The organism is Flavobacterium sp. P21, assembly GCF_050632225.1.
GTDB lineage: Bacteria > Bacteroidota > Bacteroidia > Flavobacteriales > Flavobacteriaceae > Flavobacterium.
This window is the reverse complement of record NZ_CP192585.1, coordinates 3,721,586-3,738,173: the sequence shown is the minus strand read 5'-3', so window position 1 is coordinate 3,738,173 and position 16,588 is coordinate 3,721,586. Positions and strand designations below refer to the sequence as shown.

The 16,588-nt window shown below is 35.4% G+C and carries 16 protein-coding genes; 4 read left to right on the top strand and 12 right to left on the bottom strand.

The genetic code is table 11. The features are described 5' to 3' along the window. Window positions 1-182: 182 nt before the first annotated feature. Window positions 183-1,172: a cysteine desulfurase family protein gene (locus tag ACQ9BO_RS18725; RefSeq protein WP_431241968.1), complete on the bottom strand. Its 990-nt coding sequence runs from the start codon at window positions 1,170-1,172 to the stop codon at window positions 183-185. Continuing rightward, window positions 1,084-1,320, bottom strand: coding sequence for an aminotransferase class V-fold PLP-dependent enzyme (locus tag ACQ9BO_RS18720; protein ID WP_431241967.1), 237 nt, complete (start codon window positions 1,318-1,320; stop codon window positions 1,084-1,086). Before ACQ9BO_RS18720 ends, ACQ9BO_RS18725 begins: the two co-directional genes overlap by 89 nt. Before the next feature lie 371 nt (window positions 1,321-1,691). Here ACQ9BO_RS18720 and ACQ9BO_RS18715 point away from each other — a divergent pair, with 371 nt between their 5' ends. From ACQ9BO_RS18715 to ACQ9BO_RS18700, 4 genes are read left to right on the top strand one after another with little or no spacing between them, the layout of a single operon-like run. Next, window positions 1,692-2,201, top strand: a complete 510-nt coding sequence (locus ACQ9BO_RS18715; protein WP_431241966.1) for a (2Fe-2S)-binding protein — start codon at window positions 1,692-1,694, stop codon at window positions 2,199-2,201. Further along, window positions 2,117-2,329 (top strand): (2Fe-2S)-binding protein, encoded by a 213-nt coding sequence (locus ACQ9BO_RS18710; RefSeq protein WP_431241965.1) that lies wholly within the window; start codon window positions 2,117-2,119, stop codon window positions 2,327-2,329. Before ACQ9BO_RS18715 ends, ACQ9BO_RS18710 begins: the two co-directional genes overlap by 85 nt. Continuing rightward, window positions 2,326-3,306 (top strand): FAD binding domain-containing protein, encoded by a 981-nt coding sequence (locus ACQ9BO_RS18705; protein WP_431241964.1) that lies wholly within the window; start codon window positions 2,326-2,328, stop codon window positions 3,304-3,306. The genes ACQ9BO_RS18710 and ACQ9BO_RS18705 overlap by 4 nt, the downstream gene beginning before the upstream one ends. Before the next feature lie 8 nt (window positions 3,307-3,314). Continuing rightward, window positions 3,315-5,516, top strand: a complete 2,202-nt coding sequence (locus ACQ9BO_RS18700) for a xanthine dehydrogenase family protein molybdopterin-binding subunit (RefSeq protein ID WP_431241963.1) — start codon at window positions 3,315-3,317, stop codon at window positions 5,514-5,516. Window positions 5,517-5,875: 359 nt separating this feature from the next. Here ACQ9BO_RS18700 and ACQ9BO_RS18695 read toward each other — a convergent pair whose 3' ends face one another. The 10 genes from ACQ9BO_RS18695 to ACQ9BO_RS18650 all read right to left on the bottom strand — a co-directional run bounded on the left by ACQ9BO_RS18695 (window position 5,876) and on the right by ACQ9BO_RS18650 (window position 16,540). Next, window positions 5,876-6,439 (bottom strand): DUF2911 domain-containing protein, encoded by a 564-nt coding sequence (locus ACQ9BO_RS18695; RefSeq protein ID WP_431241962.1) that lies wholly within the window; start codon window positions 6,437-6,439, stop codon window positions 5,876-5,878. A gap of 196 nt (window positions 6,440-6,635) precedes the next feature. Next, window positions 6,636-8,063 carry a glycoside hydrolase family 2 TIM barrel-domain containing protein gene (locus ACQ9BO_RS18690; RefSeq protein WP_431241961.1) on the bottom strand — a complete coding sequence of 476 codons (1,428 nt, stop codon included), beginning with the start codon at window positions 8,061-8,063 and terminating at the stop codon, window positions 6,636-6,638. Beyond that, window positions 7,999-8,349, bottom strand: coding sequence for a hypothetical protein (locus ACQ9BO_RS18685; protein WP_431245158.1), 351 nt, complete (start codon window positions 8,347-8,349; stop codon window positions 7,999-8,001). Before ACQ9BO_RS18685 ends, ACQ9BO_RS18690 begins: the two co-directional genes overlap by 65 nt. Then, on the bottom strand, window positions 8,319-9,056 hold the full coding sequence (locus ACQ9BO_RS18680; RefSeq protein WP_431241960.1) for a sugar-binding domain-containing protein: 738 nt from the start codon (window positions 9,054-9,056) through the stop codon (window positions 8,319-8,321). The genes ACQ9BO_RS18685 and ACQ9BO_RS18680 overlap by 31 nt, the downstream gene beginning before the upstream one ends. Window positions 9,057-9,146: 90 nt before the next feature. After that, entirely contained in the window at window positions 9,147-9,545 is a 399-nt protein-coding gene (locus ACQ9BO_RS18675; protein ID WP_431241959.1) for a hypothetical protein, read from the bottom strand. Then, window positions 9,509-10,324, bottom strand: a complete 816-nt coding sequence (locus ACQ9BO_RS18670) for a glycoside hydrolase family 88 protein (RefSeq protein ID WP_431241958.1) — start codon at window positions 10,322-10,324, stop codon at window positions 9,509-9,511. The genes ACQ9BO_RS18675 and ACQ9BO_RS18670 overlap by 37 nt, the downstream gene beginning before the upstream one ends. Window positions 10,325-10,721: 397 nt before the next feature. After that, window positions 10,722-10,895, bottom strand: coding sequence for a helix-turn-helix domain-containing protein (locus tag ACQ9BO_RS18665; protein ID WP_431245157.1), 174 nt, complete (start codon window positions 10,893-10,895; stop codon window positions 10,722-10,724). Beyond that, window positions 10,880-12,391 carry an ATP-binding response regulator gene (locus ACQ9BO_RS18660; RefSeq protein WP_431241957.1) on the bottom strand — a complete coding sequence of 504 codons (1,512 nt, stop codon included), beginning with the start codon at window positions 12,389-12,391 and terminating at the stop codon, window positions 10,880-10,882. Before ACQ9BO_RS18660 ends, ACQ9BO_RS18665 begins: the two co-directional genes overlap by 16 nt. Further along, a complete protein-coding gene (locus ACQ9BO_RS18655) occupies window positions 12,327-14,834 on the bottom strand; it encodes a ligand-binding sensor domain-containing protein (RefSeq protein ID WP_431241956.1) in 2,508 nt (835 codons plus the stop codon). Before ACQ9BO_RS18655 ends, ACQ9BO_RS18660 begins: the two co-directional genes overlap by 65 nt. Window positions 14,835-14,947: 113 nt before the next feature. Continuing rightward, window positions 14,948-16,540: a hypothetical protein gene (locus tag ACQ9BO_RS18650; RefSeq protein ID WP_431241955.1), complete on the bottom strand. Its 1,593-nt coding sequence runs from the start codon at window positions 16,538-16,540 to the stop codon at window positions 14,948-14,950. Window positions 16,541-16,588 lie beyond the last annotated feature (48 nt).

The window sequence follows — 16,588 nt, the reverse complement described above, 5'->3', positions numbered from 1 at the left end:
TTGTCATCCTGACGAAGGAAGGATCACACACGAGAATCGACAAAGAATGGCGCTTTACTGTATGGAAAATCTAGTGTGATCCTTCCTTCGTCAGGATGACAAAAATGAGAATAAAAATCATTTTAATCCATTCAATCTGTGGCAAAAAAACTTTGCGTCTTAGCGACTTTGTGGCAATAAAGCTACTGGCTTAACTGTCGAAGTAAACTCAAAACACGTTCAATAGTTTCGTCAATTTCTTCAGAAGTAGTAAATTTCCCTAAACTAAAGCGAATAGAACTCAGTGCCTTTTCATCAGACAATCCCATGGCTTTCAAAACATGCGATGGTTCTGATGTAACCGCCGAGCAAGAAGAACCATTAGAAACCGAAATGTTTCCCAAAGCCAAAATAAGTTGCTCTGAATTTACGCCAGGAAAACAGATATTTGTAGTGTTGTAAATTCTTTCAGCATTATTTCCATTCAAAAAAGAACCTTCAAATTGCAATAAAGCTTTCTCTAATTGATCTTTTAATTGTGAAATGCGTTCCTGATCACTTTTCATTTCGCTTAAAGCGATTTCGCTCGCTTTTCCTAAACCGATAATTCCCGGAACATTTAGCGTCCCACTTCGCAATTTTCGCTGATGATCACCTCCATGCAATTGCGGTACCAATTTAATTTTGGCTTTCGCCGAAATATAAAGCGCACCGATGCCTTTTGGTCCATAAAATTTATGTGCTGAAAAAGGCAAAAGATCAATTCCAAGCGCTTGAACATCGATAGGGGTTTTTCCAACGGCCTGTGTTGCATCGCACAAAAAAAGTGCATTTTTTGCGTGAGTAAGTTTGGCAATTTCTGCAATACTTTGAAAAACACCAGTTTCATTATTCGTCATCATAACACAGACCAATAAAGTTTTATCTGTAATGTTTTTATTCAAGACATCGAGATCCAAAATACCATTAGAAGCAACTGGCAAATAAGTGACTTCAAAACCGATGGTTTCCATAAACTCACAAGTCTTTAAAACCGCTTTATGCTCAGTCGAAACAGTAACAATATGTTTGCGATTTTGATTCGCCAAACCTTTTATAGCTAAATTAATTGCTTCTGTTGCGCCCGAAGTAAATATGATTTCGTCTTCTTTCGCGCCAATAAGTTTTGCGGTTTGCCATGCGACTGTTTTCAACAGCTTCATTCACATGAAGTCCAGCAATATGACCACTCGAAGGATTGGCATATAAATCTTTAAAATAAGGAATCATGGCATCCAAAACACGATCATCAATTCGAGTTGTGGCATTGTTGTCAAGATAAATAGTGGGTTGCAGGGACATAATTCGGACTTAATTCAGTAAAAATACAATTTTGAAAGCATTTTTGGAAAATAGAAAAAATAAAACCTGCTTAAAATCGTATAAATTTGTTTCACGCAGATTTAGCAGATTTAAAAAGATTTTTCCATACTACATACATAAAAATCAGTGCAAATCTTTTAGCACAATAGGAATCTGCATTATCTGCCAAATCTGCGTGAAAAAAATGGCATATACAAGATGAATCATAGTGTTCTTTATGATAAAAAAACAAGAAATTGTAATTATTCTAAATAAAGCTAATGTTTGAATTTTATAATTTTATATAGCATAAGATTGTTAAATTTGTTAGAATAACCAAGGTGTTTTTGCTAATTTAAAAAATGGACCGAATGGCTTCTAAAAAAACAAATCAGGATAAAGTATCGAATGAGGATGCAAATTCTCGTAGGGACTTTATAAAAAAATCAGGACTTTTTACCGCTCTCGCCTTTACACCGCCTTCATTGGTAATGGCATCGGAGAATAAATGGGATGAAAAAATTGCTGAATACTTAGAAACAGTGCCACTTTCTATTGAAGTAAATGGCAAAAAACACAATCTTAACATCGAGCCAAGAACGACTTTGCTCGATTTGCTAAGAGAACAATTACAGCTTACAGGAACGAAAAAAGGTTGCGATCATGGGCAATGCGGTGCTTGTACTGTTCACATAAACGGAACCCGAGTTTTATCTTGCTTGACATTGGCATCGATGCAACAAAACGCCCAAGTAACCACAATCGAAGGACTTTCGAAAGGAAAAAACTGCACCCTATGCAAGAAGCTTTTATCAAAAATGATGGCTTTCAATGCGGTTATTGTACGCCTGGGCAAATCATGTCTGGAATTGCGTGTATAAAAGAAGGTCATGCCAATAGCAGAGAAGAAATTAGAGAATACATGAGTGGTAATATCTGCAGATGTGGTGCTTATCATAATATAGTCGATGCAATTGTAGAAGTTAAGGAAGGAGGGAAGGAAATATGAAAAACTTTCAAATAATTAAGGCTTTATCCTCTTCATCAGCAATTGCAAACACGGCAAAAGATGCGTCTTCGATGTTTATTGCTGGAGGTACAAATCTGGTAGATTTAATGAAAAAGAATGTCGTAGCTCCAGATAAATTAGTTGACATTAATGGATTGGATTTAAAGAAAATAGAATTTCTGAAAGGAAAGGTTTCTATTGGCGCTTTGGCAAAAAATAGTCAGGTTGCTGAAGATGCTTCTATAAAAGAAAAACATCCTTTATTGGCATTAGCCTTAGCGGCCGGTGCATCACAGCAGATCAGACATATGGCTACTGTTGGTGGAAATATGCTACAGAAAACCCGCTGTTCTTATTTTTATAATACCGATATGCCTTGCAACAAGCGAGCGCCTAAAAGCGGTTGCGGTGCAATTGGCGGTTCAAACAGAATGGCGACTATTTTTGGCGCTTCAGAAAGTTGTATTGCAGTTCATCCAAGTGATATGTGCGTCGCTCTTGCCGCACTAGACGCAACAGTTTTAGTTGAAGGCCCAAAAGGAAAAAGACAAATCAAATTTACTGATTTTCATCGCCTGCCTGGAAATACACCTGAAAAAGACAATACACTTTTGGACAAAGAATTAATAACTTCAGTTGAGATTCCAGATAATAATTTTACCAAAAATGTTCATTATTTAAAAGTACGAGACCGAAGTAGTTATGCGTTTGCTTTAGTTTCTGTTGCGGTGGCTTTGGATATTCAAAACAATACAATTGTCAATGCTTGTCTAGCAATGGGTGGCGTAGCTCATAAACCTTGGAGACTGACTGAATCTGAAGAGTTTTTGAAAGGAAAAACAATTTCTGAGACAACTTTTAGGCAGGCGACTGATTTGGCTATGAAAGGAGCCAAAAGTTATGGAGATAATGATTTTAAATTGACGTTGGCGCCAAACGCCATTGTTGAAGCACTAACTATAGCATCATCTAAATAAATTGAATTATGAGCAAAACAAGTAATATAAATAGAGTAGATGGATTTGCTAAAGTAACAGGTTCAGCAACTTATTCTGCTGAATATAAAACACCGGGCGTTGTTTATGCCTGCTTGGTGGGAAGTACAATTGCAAAAGGAAAAATTAAGACTATTGATACTAAAAAAGCGGAATGGGCACCGGGAGTTCTGGCTGTAATTACGCATTTGAATGTAGACAAACCGATTGGGTATCAAAAAGAAAAGGACAAACACAATTTTGGGCGACCTTTGCAGATTTTTAAGGATAATTCGGTTTTGTATTATGACCAGCCAATTGCGATGGTTATTGCGGATACTTTTGAACGTATGCAGTATGCGGCGAGCTTAATTAAAGCAGATTATATAAAAGAAGAACATTCAACCGAACTTCATAAAGCGGCCGAGAAAGAAAAGAAAGTTGAAACCGATAAAGGAAATGATTATCATCGTGGCGAACATGATGGTTATAAAAATGCTGAGGTTGTTTTAGAAACCGAATATACGATTCCGACCGAGGTTCATAACCCAATGGAATTAGCCAATATCATAGCAAAATGGGAAGGAAATAAACCTATTTTATATACTAAAAGCCAAGGTGTTGAAGGAACTCGCCGAAGTGTTGCTGGAGTTTTTGGTGTACCTGCAGAAGATGTTGAAGTAACTTCAGAATATCTGGGAGGTGCATTTGGAATGGGATTGCATACTTGGCCTTACGAGATTGCGGCATTAATTGGTGCTAAAAAATTAAATCGTCCGGTTAAATTGGTGTTGCATCGTGAACAAATGTTTACGAATGTTGGTTTCAGACCTTATACAATTCAAAAAATGGGTCTAGGCGCCACTAAAGCAGGAAAATTGACAGGTTTAACACATGAAGCAGTGGCAATGACTTCTAGTTATGAAGATTTTATGGAAGGGACTGTAAACATGTCCCGATTTATATATGATTCTCCTAATGTTTCAACACGATATAGAATTGTGCCTTTGGACACTTGCACACCTATTTGGATGCGTGGTCCAGGCGAAGCTACAGGATCTTTTGCCTTAGAATGCGCAATGGATGAAATGGCTTATAAATTAAACTTAGATCCAATCGAATTCCGTAAAATAAATTATGCTGAGAAAGATTTGGAGCAAAATAAACCTTGGAGCAGTAAATATCTTTTAGAATGTTACGAGGGCGGAATGGAACGCATTGGTTGGAAAAATCGTAAAAATGAACCGGGTTCAGTCAAAGAAGGAAATTGGCTTGTAGGTTACGGAATGGGAACTGGAACTTTTGGTTGTTATCGAAGTCCAACTTCAGTAAAAGCAAAATTCTCAGCCGATGGAAATTTAATACTGCAATGTAGTGTGAATGATATGGGACCGGGAACGGCAACTATGATGACAGCAATTGGTGCCGAAATTACAGGTTTGCCAGCTGAAAATGTGATTGTCGAAATGGGAAAAAGCGGTCTTCCAAAAGGCCCAACACAAGGAGGATCGGCAACCACTTCATCAGTTGGTTCTGCCGTACATGATTCTTGTAATTTATTGGTAAGTAAAATTCTTGGTTTGGCGAGTGAAACGCAAACTTTTAAAGGAACTGCAGTTACAGATTTGACTTTTGCAAATGGCGTGATTTCTTCAAAAAACAATTCTAAAACAGTTTCTTTGGCTTCATTAATAGCGGCAAATAAATTGGAAGATTTTGCCGTAGAAAATCAGTCAAAAGGAAATGAAGAGATGAAAAAATATTCTATTTATTCGTTTTCAGTTCATTTTGTAAAAGTATTGGTGAATCCGAATTTAGGGAAAATCAGATTGGCTCATGTGGTTTCTTGCGCTGATATTGGAACTGTTATTAATCAAAAAACTTCGGCTGGACAAATGTTCGGCGGAGCAGTTGGTGGAATCGGAATGGGATTGATGGAAGCTTTAGAAATCGATCATCGTTTTGGGCGTCCAATAAACAATAATTTCGCCGATTATCATGTTCCAGTAAATGCTGATATTGAAAAACAAGAAGTTTTCTTCGTCAATAAAAAAGACCCAATCAGTAACCCGATGGGAACAAAAGGTCTTGGTGAAACCGCTTTGGTTGGAATGGCACCTGCAATAGCAAATGCCGTTTTCAATGCAACAGGAAAACGTGTTAGAGATTTGCCAATTACGTTGGATAAAATTATAGAAACCGCTAAGGTTTAAAACAAAAAAAAGAGACATTGAAAAATGCCTCTTTTTTTGACTCCTATGTTCAAATATAGCCCGCGGTTTCAACCGCGGGGACGCAATCGAAAAACAATCCACGTCCCCGGGGTTGAAACCACCGGCTATGCCGTATAAAATTCGATTAATCCCAGAGGGATGCAATATCTATAGAAAGCTGTTCGTTTATGTAAAAAAGCCCCAGCAGGGCGAAAGATATCGCTCCGCTGGAGCTTTTTTTAAAATCTTATTTTGGTTCTATAAATATATCGCTCCGCAGGAGCTTTTGTTTTGAATTAAAAACAATAAAAAAGAGACATTTTTTAATGTCTCTTTTTTTATCAGTAAAATAATTTAAATTATTTAATCGTAATAGGCAATTCAACAGTAGTTTTATCCCATCCAATAACTAAATTAGCCACATTCCCTTGCGTTGTAAAAGCAATTGATAAAGCTTCGATTACATCAGAAACCGGTTTAACAGGAACTGAAACTCTTACAACGTCTTTGCTTTCGTCATAAGCATAACCGCCCCATAAATCCAATTCTTTATTGATGATGATCGTCCATTTGTCTTTTTCTGGAATAGCAAATAAGCTGTAATATCCAGCAGGAACTTTTTTACCGCCGATTGTTACATCTTTGTAGAATTTGATTTCTGTATTTTCGTTAGCACCAACTCTCCATACTTCGCCAAATTTTACAATATCGCCAAAAATAGTTCTTCCTTTTACAGAAGGTCTTGAGTAAAGAACTTTGACAACTGGATTTGGAGTATCTGTTTTTTTGAATTTAACAGATCTGTTTGGGAAATAAGAAATATCAACCGGACTTGCATCAAGCGGAGCAAATTTCACCACATCTTGAGCCTGAACTGTAAAAGCGACAAACAATGTAACTGCTAATAAATAAAATTTTTTCATAGGATTACAATTTTTAGAATAACTACAAAGTAAGTTAATAAAGAAGAAAAATCATATAATTGAACTTTGTTTTTTGTTAATGAATTGATAATGATTTTTAACCGCAAAGAGCGCAAAGTAAAATCCGCAAGGTTCGCAAAGTTAATTACAATCTTTGCGAACTTAGCGTAGAACTTTGCGCTCTTTGCAGTTAAACTTAATTAACAGGAATCTTCAAATATTCCCCCTTAAAACTTTGATTCAAAGCGGTCATTTCAATTGGGGTATTTGAATCGTCAGGAATTACTTCGATCGAAGCTTTTCCGTTGGCCATTTTAATAGATTCGCTTCCCGTTGGAGTTCCTTGATTTCTTAACGTTTTTCCGCCTTTGATGCATTGGAAATAAACACTTTCTTCATAATCCAAACAACGCAAATTATTGTTGTCGATCGCCATTGCTGTGACCAAATAATTGCCATTTTTTAATTTCTCAAAGGACAATTGAAGTGACGTTGCGGCTTCATTTTTCTTAAAACGATAATTAACTTTCAAAGTATCAGAAACTGTTTTTCCTTCTTTAGTTTTTCCAACTGCAACCAAAATATTTTCTCCTTTTGTAAAATTGACATCCCAAGTCAAGCCATTTGCAGGATAAAGCGCAATATTGCGTTGTTTTTCGCCTAATGATTTTCCGTTATGGAAAAAAGTCACTTTTTCGCAATTACTGAAAACGCTGATTGTTCTTGGCGTATTTTCAGGACCTTGACGCTCTGTCCAAGTATGCGATTCAATGTATGCAAAAGGTTCTTTTGCCCAATAGCTTTTAAAAACATAATACGCGTCTTTCGGAATTCCATTTCGGTCTGTCAATCCTTTTTGATTCATATACGGAATATCATCTTCCGGACGCAACGGCGTTGCAAAATCCTTGAATGCCCATTGAATATTTCCCACAAAAGTTGGGTCATTCTCGGATATATGCAAATGCCAGTCAAACAAATCAACGATGTAATTTTCGCTCCAGTCACCAATTTGTGCAATATTGGCCACTTTAGTTTGTACTATTGCTTCTTCCCAACCTTCAGCTTTTATTACATTTTCGCCTGTAATTGGGTTTTCGCTATGACGGCCTACATGACTGTCTCCACCATATTCAGCATGAATAAAATGGCTGTATTCTTTTTTGTAAACGTCAATTGCTTTTTGATAGCTTTTATAACTTCCAGAATACCAGCCTGACCAGATAGAAGGGGAGAAGACATCAACAATATGAGAGCCTTCATAATATTTTCTGATAGCCGTTTTTCTCGTTGGATCAAGTTTGTGCGCAATATCATTTAATTCGGTTAAAAACGTATTTGTTTTTTCTGGGTTATCTCCGTCAGGAAAATCTGGAAGCCAGTTTATTTCATTCCCTAATGACCAAATTATAATACTAGGATGATTATAATTTTGATTGATAATTTCTGTAAGCATGTTTTTGGCATTCATTTTCCAAACCTCGTTTCCAATTCCGCCACGACACCAAGGCAATTCATCCCAAACCAATAATCCTAATTCGTCACAAGCTTTGTAAACTTCAGGATCTTGTGGATAATGCGCTAAACGAACGAAATTTGCACCCATTTCTTTGATCGATTTCATATCTGCCCAATGTTGCGCATTTGTCATTGCGAGCACCAACACCTGCTTGTTCTTCGTGACGATGCGTGCCGCGAATAAGAAGTCGTTTTCCATTCAAATAAAAAGGTCCGTGATCTTTAAATTCAAACCATCTGAATCCTACTTTTTCAGTAATGCTATCTTTTATTTGATTTTTTTCAGATAATGAAGCGGTAAGTTTATACAAATTTGGATTATCTGTATCCCAAAGTTCAGGATTTTTGATGTTTTCGAAAGTTATAGTTGAGGTTTTATCCGAAACTGGAATTGTTTTGCTAGCGACTTTTTTCCTTTTGGAGTTTTTAAAGTTACAGTTAATGACAACTCTTTTGAATTCTCAGGATTTGCAATTGATGAAACAATTTGTACTGAAGCTTTTTTAGCTGAAACTTCTGGAGTCGTAATTTTTAAATTTTCGATGTGACTTTTGTATTTCGAAACGAACCAAACATCGCGAGTAATTCCGCCGTAAATAAAGAAATCACTTTTTTGAGATGGAATAATTTCGATATCATAACTGTTGTCAACACGAACAAAAATATCATTATTTCCTTCTTTAATAAGGTTCGTAATGTCAATTGAAAAACCAATATAACCACCAATATGCGATCCAGCTTCTTTACCGTTTACATATACTTTTGTAGTGATGTTTGAGCCCTCAAAATATAAAGAATAGATTTTATTTTTATCGATTTGAGAAATAGTGAGTTTCTTTTGGTACCAGCTTGCGTCGCGTCTGTAGCCAGGATATAAGTCGGTTGCGTCTTCGGCGTTCCAGGTATGTGGTAAGTTTAAAGAAACCCAATTTTGATTTTTTTGAGCTTCGCTGAGGTTTGAAGTATGATTTTCTAAATAAAGCCAATTGTCATTAATATTCAGCTTCGTCTGAGCAAAACTGTCGCTCAGACAAATCTGAAAAAAAACAAAAAGCGTAAAAAGTAAAAGTGTATTGTGGTGTTTTGGTTGATAGTTCATAGATTGTAAAGCTTTTTTAGGTTCAAAGTGACAGAGTTACAAAGCGGCAAAGGTTTTTAGCCTTTGTTTCTATGTCACTTTGCTACTTTGTTACTTTCTTCGTAATAATGCTTCAAGAAAATAATAATCGGCATAGATTATAGGTTCGTCAATTTCATCGTGTTTTGGCCAGTTTCCTGTGCTGTGATCAAGAATAAAAGGCGCTTTGATATTGGCATTCAGAATATATTTTTCAGTTTGTACTGACGTCATTATCTTATCGGCGAAAGCCAAATATTTTTCATTTTTTGTATAACCGTACAATTCATATAATCCAGATGCCATAACCATTGCGGCTGAAACATCTCGGGCCGAATTTGGAATACTTGGATCCTTGAAATCCCAATACGGAATTCCATCTTCTGGCAGGTTTTTATTGGTCATAAAAAAATCGACTGTAGCTTCGGCTTGCTTTAAATAAGCTGGATCTTTTGTATATCTATAACACATCGTAAATCCGTAAACTGCCCAACCTTGACCGCGCGCCCACACCGAATCATCATTATATCCTTGAAGTGTTGTTTTTTTCTGACATTTCCCGTTTTTGGATCATAATCGATAACATGATAACAGCTGTGGTCTTCTCTAAATTGATTTTTTAAAGTCGTATTCGCATGTTTGATCGCTATATCGCGATATTTTGGATTTCCTGATATTTTTGAAGCTTCAAAAAGCAATTCCAAATTCATCATATTATCAATGATTACTGGAAAATCCCATATTTCTTTATTGAAATCCCACGAACGGATTGAGCCTACTGTTGGGTTGAATCTCGTACACAAAGTTTCGGCACCTTTAATAATAACGGCTTCGAATTCTTTTTTGTGTTCTACTTTTAAAGCTTCTCCAAAACTGCAATACACTTTAAAACCTACGTCATGCGAATTGCGGTTGACACTTTCCTTCTTGCTGAAAGGCGTCCATTTTTGGGCTTGTTCTTTGAATTTATTATCGCCTGTAAGTCGGTACAATTGCCAAAGATTTCCAGCAAAAAAACCGCTTGTCCAGTCTCTTGATGGCACTTTGTGAATCTCATTAGTTGTAATGTTTATGCTTCGAGGCATCGATAAAGAATCGACTGGATAATCGAGCAACATTTTGTAGCGTGTTTCCAGCAGTTTTTCTGTCGCTGGAGAAACAGTTATTTTTTGAGAATTAATTCCGGATTTGCACCCTATTGTCAGCGATGCAAACCCTAGAATTAAAGAAATGAAACTAACTTTATTCATACTACTAATTAATCTTTTTTTAAAAACCAAAACTGCTTGGCTCTAAATTTGGGTTTGGAATCATTTCTATTTTTTTACTAAATGTAATTAAACTATCTATGCTCTTGCGTTTCTTTGTGTCAAAAAAACACATATCAAAAACACATCATTTAAAAGGATTTTGACTTTTTTGTTGGAAAATATTCATTTTTTGGTTTTAAGGTTAGTGTTAGATAAAATAGAAAAGCAACAAACTCATTCCGATTATAATTGCGGCAAATAAAAGTTGTAGCAACAAATAGTTTGGTTTTTTGATTTTCATATCGCAAATGTAGAAGCCGAAAACGATATAGAAATACAAAAAAGGGTATCTAAAAATACAGATACCCTTTTTTAAGCCCTTAAAACACTAGGATTGTTAAATTACCACTGAAGATTTGTAAAATTTGTCAGCATATTGTGACGGTGTTTCACCATACTTTTTCTGGAAGCATTTGCTGAAATATTTTGGATTGTTGAAGCCAACTTTATAACTGATTTCAGATATTGTTAGCTTATCTTGTTCTAATAATTGCGCTAAGCACGCTTTAATCGTATTTCATGAATAAATTCGTTTGGTGTGCAATTTGTCCAGGCTTTTATTTTTAAAAACAGCATGGTTCTGCTGACACCTAATTCGGTACAGAAAAACGGAATATCGAATTGTTCGTTCGAAATATTTTCTTCGACAATTTTGAATGCTTTTTTCAAAAGTTCTTCGTCTAAAGAAGAAACCGTAATTTCTGATGGAATAAAACTGTCTTCGCTTGAAAATTTAATTCTGAGACGTTCCGTCGTATTTAAAAGATTTTTGACGCGAAGCTTGAATTCCATTAGATTGAATGGTTTGCTGATATAATCGTCGGCACCGCTTTCCAATCCTTCAAATTTGTAAACCAATGAAGATCTGGAAGTCAATAAAATAACGGGAATATGGCTGGTTTTAAGATTCTCTTTGATTTTCGAACACAATTCAGTTCCTACCATTTCAGGCATGATAACGTCGCTGATAATCAAATTCGGAACAAATTTTAATGCCTTTTCTAGAGCAATTTTGCCATTTTCGGCTTCAATAATATTATAGTCCTTTTTGAGCAAGTTTTTCATGAACTTTCTCAAAACCTTATGATCTTCAACTATTAAGATCGTTTGCTTTTCTTCGTTTACAATTAAATCTTCAATGTCTTCATTTTCGATAATTTCAGAAGATTCAAGCTGGGCATTGTATTGTTCTATATCGTCACTGATTTTAAAATCTGAAATAATTTCGTTGTCCAAAAGATGTTCGCGTCCAAGTGGCAACGTCACTTTAAAAATTACACCGCCAGTTGGTTTGTTTGTAACATCGATTTTTCCTTTGTGAAGCTCAACAATGTTTTTAACAATCGAAAGTCCAATTCCGGTTCCTTTATTGTAGTTTTTCTGAACTTGATTATGCGTCGGAACTTCAAAAAACAAGTCGAAAATTTTGTCGATATGTTCCTCTGAAATTCCAACTCCTGAATCTTCAACGGCAATAAAAAGATGTTGCTGATCTTGATTGATTTTAATGTTGATAGAACCGCCTTTTGGAGTATATCTAAAAGCATTCGAAATCAAATTATAGAAAACACGTTCGAGTTTGTATCGGTCAAAATATACCAACATTTCTTCGTTTTCAGCTTCAAACGTATAATCATAGCCTCCGTCTTTGGCGTATTCGATAAAAGAGAGAAAGATTTCTTTTGTGAATTTGACGATATTTCCGTTCGCCGATTCCAATGTGACTTGGTGATTTTCCAATTTTCTGAAATCCATTAAACGGTTAATCAAACTCAAAAGATGATTGGCGCTTCCTTCTATAACCAAAAGCTTTTTGTACATTTCGTTGGTTCCGTTATAATCGGCCAAAATTTGTTGTAAAGGCCCTAAAATCAAAGTCAAAGGCGTTCTGAATTCATGCGAAATATTCGTGAAGAAATCTAATTTTAATTTGTTGTTTTCTTCAATTCGCTGTGTTTCCAGATATTCCAATTCCAGTTTTTGTTTCAGTCTGGCTTTTGATTTCATGATCCAAATCAAACCGTATAATCCTAAACCGATTATAATTCCGTACAATAAAAATGCCCAAATGCTTGCGCCATGGAGCCGGATTTACAATGACAGTCAAGGTTGTTGGATTTTTATTCCAAACACCGTCATTATTTGCGCCTCGCACCTCAAATATATAAGTTCCTGGGTTTTGAATAGCAAAATTGGCTTCACTGTTTTTGGTTATCGTCCAGTTGTTTTCTAGTCCGGTCAAACGATAACTATACTGATTTTTCTTTGATCGAATGTAATTCGGAATCGCAAAATTGATTGTGAAATTGGCTTTGTCATAATCCAAAGTGATGGTTTTGGTATATCCGATACTTTTTTCCAAAATGCCTAAAGAATCATTTGGATTTGTTGTTTTATTTTTGATTTTCAAATCAGTAATCAAAACTTGGGGAGCGTACAGATTTTTAGAAATTTTTCGGGAGTCAAAATAAGTTGCTCCAAAAGGACTTCCAAAATAAAATGTATCGCCATTTAGTTTCAAAGCCGCATTATCATTGAACTCATTATTTGCGATACCATCTTTTTGATCATAACTAACTACCGTTTTTCGTATTGTGCTGTATTTTATAATTCCCTGATTGTCGCTAATCCAAAGATTTTTATCAGCATCTTCCAAAATAGAATGGATTGAGGTAACAACCATATTTCCAATTTTCAGATTGATTCTGTTGAATTTTTTTCCGTCAAAATAATGTAATCCTTTTGCTTTTGTTCCTACCCATATTTTATTATGAGAATCCTGAAACAACGTCAGAATATCATCTCCAGACAAAGAAACATCATCATAAAAGTAATGTTTTACAGTATATTTATTAGATTGGAAATTTTTAAGTCCAATAAGATTCAGTCCACTCAGAGTTCCCACCCAAAGCCTTTTTTGTTTGTCGACAAATACCGTTCGAACATAATTATTGGTTAGATAATTTGCTTTGGTGGTATCATTTCTGATAAATTGAAAATCTTTTGAAACAGTATTATAGCGTACTAATCCTTTGCTAAAAGTTCCCATCCACAATATGCCGTTTCCTTCTGTTTTGATCGAATAAACTCCAACATCTTTTATTGAATCTTTCAATTTAGATGAAATTCTGTCGCTTTCAATTCTTTTAGTAAGCGTATTATAAGCTGAAATTCCTTTTGAGAAAGTTCCCATCCACAAAATATTATTCTCAGCAACACACATTGATTTAATATCATTTATAGGCGTTTGTCCAACTTGATTGTTAAGGTAACTCGTAGCGTCTGTATTTTTATTGTAAATGGTAATGCCGCCACCTTCGGTTCCAAAATAAATATTTTGATTTTTGTCGGCTACAATAGAGCTTACCACATCATAACTCATTGGAATCTTTTTCGAGTTTTGATCGTAATTGAAGAAATTTACGCTCGAAATATCCCACATATTAACGCCTTTGTAATAACAGCCTATCCAAACTGAACCTTTTTTATCAATGAAAATTGATTTCACTTTTTCGATTCCGCTATTATGATTGCTAACGCTGTAACTATTGTTATTGTTTATTTTTTGAATACTCTTGTCTTCTCCTAAAATATAAATTCCGTCATAGGCACCAATCCAGATTGAACCTTTTCGGTCAATAGCCAAAGCACGAATTTCATTGTTGATTTCTTTACGTCTTTCCTCAGGTAAAAAGGAAACAAAGCTGTTTGTTGAGGGATTAAATTTTAAAAGCCCTTTGTTTTTTGTTCCAACCCAGATATTATTGAAACGATCTTCGGCAATTGCCGATACATTCAATACATCAACATTATTTAACGGATAATTTTTAAAAGAAAATTTCCCGTTTTTTCTGCTTGTATATAAACACAATCCTTTTGTCGTTCCAATCCAAACCTTACCTTTTTTGGTTTTAAAAATACTCAGAATATTATTGCTAGGAATTGATGTATTATCGGTAGCAGAATGAACAGCAGAGGTGAACTGTCCGGTTTTTTTGTTGTAAATAGATAATCCTTTTGAAGTTCCAAACCACATTTCATCTCCAATTTTCTTGATACACCAAATGGTATTGCTATTTATCGTATGATTCGTTTTGTCAGTTAAGTATCGCTTGAAAGTATTGCTAACAGGATCATAACAGTTTAGCCCATTATAAGTTCCAATCCATAATTTTCCAGAATTATCTTCTTCAATAGCTAAAATGTCATTACTGATAGAAGTTTTATTAGCAACATCATTCCTAAAGACAGTGAATCGGTCGCCGTCGTATTTATTGAGACCGTCACGTGTACCAAACCACATCTGTCCAAATTTATCTTGATGTATGGCAATAACAGAGTTTTGCGAAAGGCCGTCTGTGGTTGAAAAATTTTTAAGACGGTATTTATTTTGGGAAAACAAATTTCCTGAAATAAAAACTAAAACTAGAAAAACGCTCGTGTATTTCATAGTATTTATTTTTTGGTTAGAGTTAGATATAAAGGTGCAAAGGTTCAAAGGTGCGGTTCAAAAATTTCAACAGAGAAAAACCTCTGAGCCTTTGTACCTTTGAACCTTTGTCCCTATTTTACGCGTTTACTTAATTGATAATCATATAATGATGGAATTTTTTCAATTGGCTTATTTAAAAATTCTATATACGGATCAACATCATATTTTATTTCAAATTTTGTATTTCCATGTACACCAATAATTCTTGCAAAAGCTCCATCTTTCATTCCATACAATAAAACAGGTTTTGATAGATCTGGATTTTCGACGAGAACATTTAAATTCCAAAATGTGCTAAAAGGCGCGTGCGATGGTTTCCAATAATCAGCGCCACCACCGCCAAATATTGCGTACCCATTGTTTTTGTCCGCTTTTAAATGAACTGTGATGTTGTCAAATAAATTTTGATGATTTGCTCCAGAATGCTGATCTAAAACCGGATCTTTAAAAATCTCACAGTTTTGGTAAACATTTTTAGTAGCAAAAGTGTTGAAACTTAAAGGGTGAACCGCTGAATTGTAGATTTTCAAGTTCTTAACCAAAATATTATGAACACCGCCTAAAGTGACAGTATAGTGTGCCAAATGCGTTCCATCGGTAATAATATCCTGAATAGTGGTATTGGCTACTTCTTCGGCCAAAATACCGCTGTCAGCATTTGTTATTTTGACATCTTTAACCCAGCTGTTGAAAAGACGCGTCAAGAAAATTCCATTATTTCCCGGTTCAACATGATGTGCTACACGTGGAATATCTGGAAAAGTAAAACGAAGATGTTCAATTCCGACTTCATTTAAATGTTTCCATTCTACCAATTGTGCCTGATAACTCGGTTTGATTGAAATGGTTAAAGGCGTTTTTAAAGTAATTTTTGAACCAGATATTTTAGTGACTTCAACTTGTTGTCTCACAATTGGAAGTTTAGGATATTTCCAATGATGTGAACCAGGTTTTACGTTGGCTCCTTGGTATAAATCTTTAATGATTTCGCCATTTTCACCATCTTTATTAAATAGTTGCAATTCGACAACATCACCAACTTTTAATCCTTTTACATCTGAAACAGTAATGATATGTTCACCCATTTTTCCTGAACTAACTTTCGCCAACGGATTAGGTTCAGATTCATATTTGTCCAAATACGATTTCACACGCTCACCCGGAATTTGTGTCCAGATAAAACCTCCAGACCACGCATATTGTGAAAAAGGCAAATCAATATTGTTTTCTGGCTCGCGCTGTCTTTTGTCTAAAGTCGTAAGATATTCACGAAGTTCTGCCAAAGCCTCTGAATCTTTAAGGTACATCATCGGTCTCGGGCAATAGATTTCAGTTCCGTTTTCTGCAGAACCAGCACCGCGAAGCACAAAATTGCTTCTTTCGATATAAAGAATTTCGCTGAGGATAATTCGTCCAGCAGGCAACTGCAAAATCACAGTCCCTTCAAAAGCATTAGCGGCTTTAAAAGCTTTTAAAAGTGCTTTTGAATCGTCTAAATTGTCGTTTGCTTTTACGCCAAAATCAACTGCATTAATCACTTTTCCGTTAACTTCAGGAATTTGGCTTTCGCCGAAATGATAGCCGGCATAACTAAAATCTGGAAGATAATTTGTTTTTGGAGAAGTAATAATGTTAGGTAATTCCTGCGCCAATATTGTGTTCATAAAGAGTCCACAGGATATAATAATGGCTTGGCGAATCATGGTTTTTGT